The sequence below is a fragment of the Micromonospora sp. NPDC002296 genome (assembly GCF_040296145.1).
Classification (GTDB): Bacteria; Actinomycetota; Actinomycetes; order Mycobacteriales; family Micromonosporaceae; genus Micromonospora.
In genome coordinates this window covers 79,240-86,161 of sequence record NZ_JBEOWQ010000026.1, presented here as the reverse complement: position 1 = coordinate 86,161, position 6,922 = coordinate 79,240, and the positions used below count along the sequence as shown (strand labels likewise).

Genomic DNA, 6,922 nt, shown 5'->3' with positions numbered 1-6,922 from the left:
CCCTCGCCGAGCGCTCGGCGAGGGCGTCGGCGACCGCGCCGTACGACATCACCCGGCCCGGCGGGATGCGCTCGACCAGCTCCAGCACCGCCTCGACGTACTCCTCCGGTGTCACGCGCGCCACTCCTCAGCTGTCCCGACCGGCCAGAGTATGGGAACGGCCACGGGGGCGGCGGGACCGACCGCGCAGAATGGGCGGGTGCGCGAAGCAGTCACCTCCGCCCGGCGGATCGTCGTCAAGATCGGTTCGTCCTCGCTGACCACGGCGTCCGGCGGCCTCGACGACGCCCGGGTCGACGCGCTGGTCGACACCCTCGCCGCGCTCGCCGCCGCCGGCCGCGAGGTGGTGCTGGTCTCCTCCGGCGCGATCGCCGCCGGGCTCGCCCCGCTCGGCCTCACCCGACGCCCCCGAGACCTGGCCACCCAGCAGGCCGCGGCCAGCGTCGGCCAGGGCCTGCTGATCGGCCGGTACGCGGCCGGCTTCGCCCGGCACGGCCTGACCGTCGGGCAGGTGCTGCTCACCGTCGACGACGTGACCCGGCGGGCGCACTACCGCAACGCGTACCGGACCCTGCGCAAGCTGCTCGACCTGCGGGCCGTGCCGATCGTCAACGAGAACGACACGGTCGCCACCGAGGAGATCCGGTTCGGCGACAACGACCGGCTGGCCGCCCTGGTCGCCGCGCTGGTCCACGCCGAACTGCTGGTACTCCTCTCCGACGTCGACGCGCTGTGGACCGGCGACCCGACCCGGTCGGGGTCGACCCGGATCACCGAGGTCCGCGACGAGCGGGACCTGGCCGGCGTGCAGGTCGGCGGGGCCGGCCGGGCCGGGGTCGGCACCGGCGGCATGGTCACCAAGGTCGAGGCGGCCCGGATCGCCACCGGCTTCGGCATCCCCGTGGTGCTCACCGCCGCGCCGCTGGCCGCCGGGGCGCTGGCCGGCGAGGAGGTCGGCACCCTGTTCCACGCCGGGCGGCGGCGCCCCACCGCCAGGCTGTTCTGGCTGGCCCACGCCACCACCCCGCGCGGCCGGCTGCACCTCGACGAGGGTGCGGTCGCGGCCGTGGTGGGCCGGCGCAAGTCACTGCTGCCCGCCGGAGTCACGGCCGTCGACGGGGCGTTCACCGCGGGCGACCCGGTCGATCTGGTCGACGCCGGGGGCGCACCGGTCGCCCGGGGACTGGTCAACTACGACGCCGTCGAGCTGCCCGGCCTGCTCGGCCGGTCCACCGGCGAGCTGGCCGCGGCCCTCGGCCCGGCGTACGAACGTGAGGTCGTCCACCGCGACGACCTGGTGCTGCTGTAGGCAGGGGCCCGTCCCCTACACGTGAGGAGTGCACGATGAGCGTCGACGAGCAGGCCCGGCGGGCCCGGGACGCGGCGGAGGCGCTGGCCGTCGCCACCCGTACCGTCAAGGACGGCGCGCTGGTCGCGATGGCCGACGCGCTGGTGGCGCGTACCCCCGAGATCCTGACCGCGAACGCGGCGGACCTGGCGGCCGGGCGCGAGGCCGGGCTGAGCGCGGCCGTGCTGGACCGGCTCGCCCTCGACGCGGGCCGGGTGGCCGGCATCGCCGACGCGCTGCGCGAGATGGCCGCGCTGCCCGACCCGGTGGGCGAGGTGGTCCGCGGCTCGACCCTGCCCAACGGCCTGGAGCTGCGGCAGGTCCGGGTGCCGTTCGGGGTGGTCGGCATCATCTACGAGGCCCGACCCAACGTGACGGTCGACGCCGCCGGGATCTGCCTGAAGTCCGGCAACGCGGCGCTGCTGCGCGGCTCCTCCTCGGCGGCGAACTCCAACGCCGCCCTGGTCGCGGTGCTCCGCGACGCCGTCGCCGACGCGGGCCTCCCCGCGGACGCGGTGCAACTGCTCGACGCCACCTCCCGCGAGTCGGTCAAGGAGCTGATGCGCGCCCGGGGCCTGGTCGACGTGCTGATCCCGCGCGGGGGCGCGTCGCTGATCCGCACCGTCGTCGAGGAGTCGACCGTGCCGGTGATCGAGACGGGGGTGGGCAACTGCCACGTGTACGTCGATGCCGCCGCCGACCTGGCCAAGGCCGTCGCGATCGCCCTGAACGCCAAGACCCAGCGGCTGTCCACCTGTAACACCGCCGAGTCGCTGCTGGTGCACGCCGGGATCGCGGACGCGTTCCTGCCGGCGGTGCTGGCCGCGTTCGCCGAGGCCGGGGTGACCGTGCACGGCTCCCCCGAGGTGGCCGCGTACTCCGACACGGTGGTTCCCGCCACCGACGAGGACTACGCCACCGAGTACCTGTCGGCCGACATCTCGGTCGCCGTCGTCGACTCGCTCGACGCGGCGGTCGCGCACATCCGCCGCTACGGCAGCGGCCACACCGAGGCGATCGTCACCGACTCGCAGTCGGCGGCCCGGGAGTTCGTGGCCCGGGTGGACGCGGCGGCGGTGATGGTGAACGCCTCGACCCGGTTCACCGACGGCGGCGAGTTCGGCTTCGGCGCGGAGATCGGCATCTCGACGCAGAAGCTGCACGCCCGGGGCCCGATGGGCCTGCCCGAGCTGACCAGCACCAAGTACGTCGTCACCGGCGACGGCCACCTGCGGGGGTAGGCACGGTTGGTTTGACGTAGGGGCCCCTTCCGTCGGCGACGGGAAGGGGCCCCTACGTCAGGCTCAGTACGTGGGGAGCGAGGGATCGATCTGCTTGATCCAGGACAGCACGCCGCCCTGGACGTGCACCGCGTCGCGGAAGCCGGCCGCCTTGAGCGCGGCGAGCGCCTCGGCGGACCGGACGCCGGACTTGCAGTGCAGCACGATCTGCTTGTCCTGGGGCAGCTTCACCAGCGCCTCGCCGGAGATGATCTCGCCCTTGGGGATCAGCGTCGAGCCGGGGATGCGGACGATCTCGTACTCGGCGGGCTCCCGGACGTCGACCAGGAAGACGTCCTTGCCGGCGTCCTGCCACTCCTTGAGTTCGGCGGCGGTGATGGTGGCGTCGACGATCGCCTCCTGGGCCTCCTCGGAGACCGCGCCGCAGAAGTCCTCGTAGTCCTCCAGCAGGTCGGTGACCGTCGGGTTCTCGCCGCAGAGCACGCAGTTCGGGTCCTTCCGGACCTTGATCTTGCGGTACTCCATCTCCAGGGCGTCGTAGACCATCAGCCGGCCCACCAGCGGCTCGCCGATGCCGGCGAGCAGCTTGATCGCCTCGTTGACCTGGATCGAGCCGACCGACGCGCAGAGCACGCCGAGGACGCCGCCCTCCGCGCAGGACGGGACCATGCCGGGCGGCGGGGGCTCCGGGTAGAGGCAGCGGTAGCAGGGCCCGTGCTCGGCCCAGAACACCGACGCCTGGCCGTCGAAGCGGTAGATCGACCCCCAGACGTACGGCTTTCCGAGCAGCACCGCCGCGTCGTTGACCAGGTACCGGGTGGCGAAGTTGTCGGTGCCGTCGACGATCAGGTCGTAAGCGGAGAAGATCTCGCGGACGTTGTCCCGGTCCAGCGAGGTGTTGTGGATCTCCACGCTGACCAGCGGGTTGATCTCGCGGATCGACGCGGCGGCGGACTCGGCCTTGGACCGGCCGATGTCGGAGACGCCGTGGATGATCTGCCGCTGGAGGTTCGACTCGTCGACGGTGTCGAAGTCGATGATGCCGAGCGTCCCGACGCCTGCGGCGGCCAGGTACAGCAGGGCCGGCGAGCCGAGGCCGCCGGCGCCCACGCAGAGCACCCGGGCGTTCTTCAGTCGCTTCTGCCCCTCGACCCCGACGTCGGGAATGATCAGGTGGCGGGAGTAGCGACGGATCTCGTCAACGGTCAGCTCGGCGGCGGGCTCGACGAGCGGGGGCAACGGCACGGTGGACTCCCCGGGATCGGCGGTGGGAACCGCGCCATTGTTGCTCGCCGGGACCGGCTTCGGCCATGAGCAGGGCCACGTCGCCCGACATGCGGGAGCGGGAATATCTTCAGACTCCCGGGATCAGCTCCCCGGCGTACCGGTTCCCGTCGAGGTAGGGCCAGGCGTTGGCGACGCAGCCGTCCAGGCCGTACGTCTGTTGCTGCATCACCGGCGCGGCCTCGCCGGGCCCGGGGCAGGCCTCGTGCAGCTCGCCGAACTCGTGCCCGACCTCGTGGTTGACCACGTAGCTGCGGTAGACCGCCAGCGGCGCGTCGTAGTCCGGGACCGCCTCCACCCAGCGGGCCAAGTTGATGATGACCTGGCCGGGGAGCCGGCACGAGGTGTACCGCTCGGTGCTCAATCCGCCGAGCGCGCACATCCGCTCGGAGGTGACCGGGGTCGCCAGGTAGACGGTGAAGTCGGCGTCGGCGGCCTCGGCCACCCGCTGCACCCGAAGTTCTCCGGACGCGATCCAGCTCCGCGGGTCGCCGAGTACCTCGTCGACGGTGGCCGCGAAGGCGTCCGCGTCCTGGCCGGTGCCCTGCTCGACGAGCACCCGGTAGCGGCGCACCGGGCCGTCCGCGCCCCGGACCGGGGACTGGCCTGCCGCCGGGGCGAACCGGCCGGGGCCGCTGCTCGGCCAGCCGATCGGCGCGGCCGGGTCGGCCGGAGCGCCCTGGTCGCCCACGCCGTCGTCGGGCAGGGCCCACCCTCCGGCGGGGCCGGCGGGACCGCCGGGACCGGCCGGCGATCCGCCGCCGAGGACCAGGGTCGCCGCCGCGACGAGCGCCACCAGGCCGGCGAGGCCGCCGAGCAGCGTACGCGGGCGGAGCCACCGCGCCCGGCGCCCGTCAGGACGCGGGCGGGAGGGGCGGAGCGGCCCGGAAGGGGACGCCGAAGTCATGCCACCAGCCTGCCAGACCAGCCGGGCATTTCCGGGCATTTACCGCAGGTGCCATGAAAGACCCTCGCATTGCCAGCCTGACGCGCCGCCCCGGGGGTGGCCGGCACGCGCCGCCCGATCGACGGCCGCCCGGGGCAGAGCGGCGGGCCGGGTCAGAGCGGCGGGCCGGAATGCCGGCGGCCGTCCAGGTACGGCCACGGGTTGGCCACGCACCCCCGCAGGAACAGGGTCTGCTGCATCATCACCGGCGCGGGCCGGCCCGGCTTCGGGCAGCGCTCGTGGTGGTGCCCGAGCTCGTGCCCGACCTCGTGGTTCACCACGTACGTCCGGTAGACCGACAGCGGCACGCCGGCCGACACGAAGTGCGGCACCGAGCTCCGCCACCGGTCCAGGTTGATGATCACCTTTCCGGACGCCCGGCAGGAGGTGTACGGCCGACCGCCCACCCGGATGTCGACGCCGCCCGCCGCGCACATCCGTCCCGCGGTGCGCGCCGTGGCCAGGTGGACCGTGAAGTCGTGCCGGGCCCCGCCCGGCACCCGCTGCAACCGCAGCCGGCCGCCGTCCACCCAGCTTCCCGGCCCGGCCAGCGCCTCCTGCACCGCCGTGCCGAACGCCCGCGCGTCCTCGCCCGTCTCCGGCTCCACCGCCACCCGGTAGCGGCGCAGCCGGCCGGACGTGCCGAGCACCTCGCCGGCCCGGTCGTCGTACCGGAAACTGCCCCGGCCGGCCGATGGCACCGGGCCGGGCAGCCGCAGCACCGGCGACGCGGGAGCGTCGAAGGGCGGCGCGGCCGGGTGGGGGGACATCGGCCCGGAAGACGCGACGGCCGGGCCGAACAGGTCGGCCGGGCCGGAGGGGTCGGCCGGGGCCGTCGTCAGGGGCGGCGCGGGCTGGCCCAGGGCCGCCTCCGCCACCCCGGCCGCGGAACGCCCCACCTGGCCGGCGGACGGCCGCCCGGCCAGCCCGGCCAGCCCGGCCAACACGCACACGGCGAGGGTGACCAGCGAAAGAGCCTTCCGCCACCGGCGACCGGCGGGGCGTGCGGGGAGAGCCGCCGGGAGGCTCTTGCGAGGAGCCCGGCGGGAGAGGAATCGGGGCATCCCGGTCAGCCTGCCATGTCGCGGCGGATCGCGGCGTCCTCCGTTTCGGTGAGGAGCCCGAGCACCGCCCGGGCCACCGTTCGGGGCACCTCCATCTGGGCCACGTGCCCCACCCCGTCGAGCATCAGCAGCCGGCTGTCCGGGATCACCCGGGCGGCCTGCGGCGCAACCCGCACGTCGACCAGCCGGTCGTGGGAGCCGCCGATCACCAGCGTCGGCGCGGGCACCGCCGCGGCCATCCGCCACAGCGACTCAGACCCCCGCAGGTACGAGCGCAGGAAGCTGGACACCAGCCCCCGGAAGGTGCGCACGTACGCGGCCGCGTGGTGCTCGACGTGGTGACGCGCCCGGATCTCCTCCAGCGCCTCCCGCCGACGCTGCTCACTGATCCGGGTCAGGTCCGCCACGGAGGACTCCATCATCTGCCGCTCCATCGCCTCGGGGGCTACCCGGGCCAGCTGCCAGCCGACCAGGCGTTCCCCCCGGGGGACGGCCAGCACCGGCAGCATCCGGCCCTGCAACGACCGGCGGAAGTCGAGGAACGGCAACGCCGGGGAGACCAGCGTCAGGGTGCGCACCAGATCGGGGCGCAGCGCCGCGACCCGCACCGAGATCGCCCCGCCCAGCGAGTTGCCGAGCAGGTGCACCGGCCCTCGGCCGGCGTGCTCGATCAGGCGGACCAACCGGTCGGCGAAGGCGGGGATCGTGTACTGACGCCCCGGTTCGCTGCGCCCGAACCCGGGCAGGTCGATCGCCTGGCCGTCGAGGCGGTCGGCGAGCAGCCCGGCCAGGTCGGTCCAGTTCTGCGACGAACCGCCGAGGCCGTGCACGTAGAGCGCAGGCTCCGCGCCGGGGGCGGTGGGCGGGGTGTCCCGGACGTAGGTGACCGAGCCGTCGAGGCGTACCTCCCGGCCGGGCCACGGCGGCGGGGCCTCATGCCCGGGCAGGAGGTGGTCCGGCCCGAGGGTGGCGCGTTTCATGGCCCAATTCTGCCCGGCCCGGCCCCGGGCGGCAGCGGACCGGGGTGTGCGCCGCACCG

At 74.5% G+C, this 6,922-nt stretch carries 7 protein-coding genes; 2 read left to right on the top strand and 5 right to left on the bottom strand.

All coding sequences use genetic code 11. The annotated features are described in order from the left end of the window. The coding region (locus ABT023_RS20215) for an MGMT family protein (protein ID WP_350887855.1) at window positions 1–115 on the bottom strand (115 nt) is incomplete at its 3' end. 36 nt (window positions 116–151) lie between these two features. On the opposite strand from ABT023_RS20215, the gene proB reads away from it, so the two are divergent. Together proB and ABT023_RS20205 are read left to right on the top strand one after the other, a co-directional pair. Further along, the gene (proB, locus tag ABT023_RS20210) at window positions 152–1,309 is read left to right on the top strand and encodes a glutamate 5-kinase (RefSeq protein WP_502890726.1); all 1,158 of its coding nucleotides are present in this window, start codon (window positions 152–154) and stop codon (window positions 1,307–1,309) included. A gap of 35 nt (window positions 1,310–1,344) precedes the next feature. Next, the gene (locus ABT023_RS20205; protein WP_350887838.1) at window positions 1,345–2,589 is read left to right on the top strand and encodes a glutamate-5-semialdehyde dehydrogenase; all 1,245 of its coding nucleotides are present in this window, start codon (window positions 1,345–1,347) and stop codon (window positions 2,587–2,589) included. 63 nt (window positions 2,590–2,652) lie between these two features. On the opposite strand, the gene moeZ is transcribed toward ABT023_RS20205, so the two are convergent. From moeZ to ABT023_RS20185, 4 genes are all read right to left on the bottom strand, one after another. Next, window positions 2,653–3,834, bottom strand: a complete 1,182-nt coding sequence (gene moeZ, locus ABT023_RS20200; protein WP_502890725.1) for an adenylyltransferase/sulfurtransferase MoeZ — start codon at window positions 3,832–3,834, stop codon at window positions 2,653–2,655. Between the two features lie 109 nt (window positions 3,835–3,943). Continuing rightward, on the bottom strand, window positions 3,944–4,780 hold the full coding sequence (locus ABT023_RS20195; RefSeq protein ID WP_350887835.1) for a DUF3152 domain-containing protein: 837 nt from the start codon (window positions 4,778–4,780) through the stop codon (window positions 3,944–3,946). Window positions 4,781–4,932: 152 nt separating this feature from the next. Beyond that, complete coding sequence (locus ABT023_RS20190) at window positions 4,933–5,883, bottom strand: DUF3152 domain-containing protein (RefSeq protein ID WP_350887833.1); 951 nt, start codon at window positions 5,881–5,883, stop codon at window positions 4,933–4,935. Between the two features lie 5 nt (window positions 5,884–5,888). Next, window positions 5,889–6,863: an alpha/beta fold hydrolase gene (locus ABT023_RS20185; protein ID WP_350887831.1), complete on the bottom strand. Its 975-nt coding sequence runs from the start codon at window positions 6,861–6,863 to the stop codon at window positions 5,889–5,891. Between the last annotated feature and the right edge of the window lie 59 nt (window positions 6,864–6,922).

Bases quoted from the DNA above. Each gene is read 5' to 3' on its own strand.
- ABT023_RS20190 (WP_350887833.1), bottom strand. From the start codon at position 5,883: ATGCCCCGATTCCTCTCCCGCCGGGCTCCTCGCAAGAGCCTCCCGGCG.
- ABT023_RS20185 (WP_350887831.1), bottom strand. From the start codon at position 6,863: ATGAAACGCGCCACCCTCGGGCCGGACCACCTCCTGCCCGGGCATGAG.
- ABT023_RS20195 (WP_350887835.1), bottom strand. From the start codon at position 4,780: ATGACTTCGGCGTCCCCTTCCGGGCCGCTCCGCCCCTCCCGCCCGCGT.
- proB (WP_502890726.1), top strand. From the start codon at position 152: ATGGGAACGGCCACGGGGGCGGCGGGACCGACCGCGCAGAATGGGCGG.
- ABT023_RS20205 (WP_350887838.1), top strand. From the start codon at position 1,345: ATGAGCGTCGACGAGCAGGCCCGGCGGGCCCGGGACGCGGCGGAGGCG.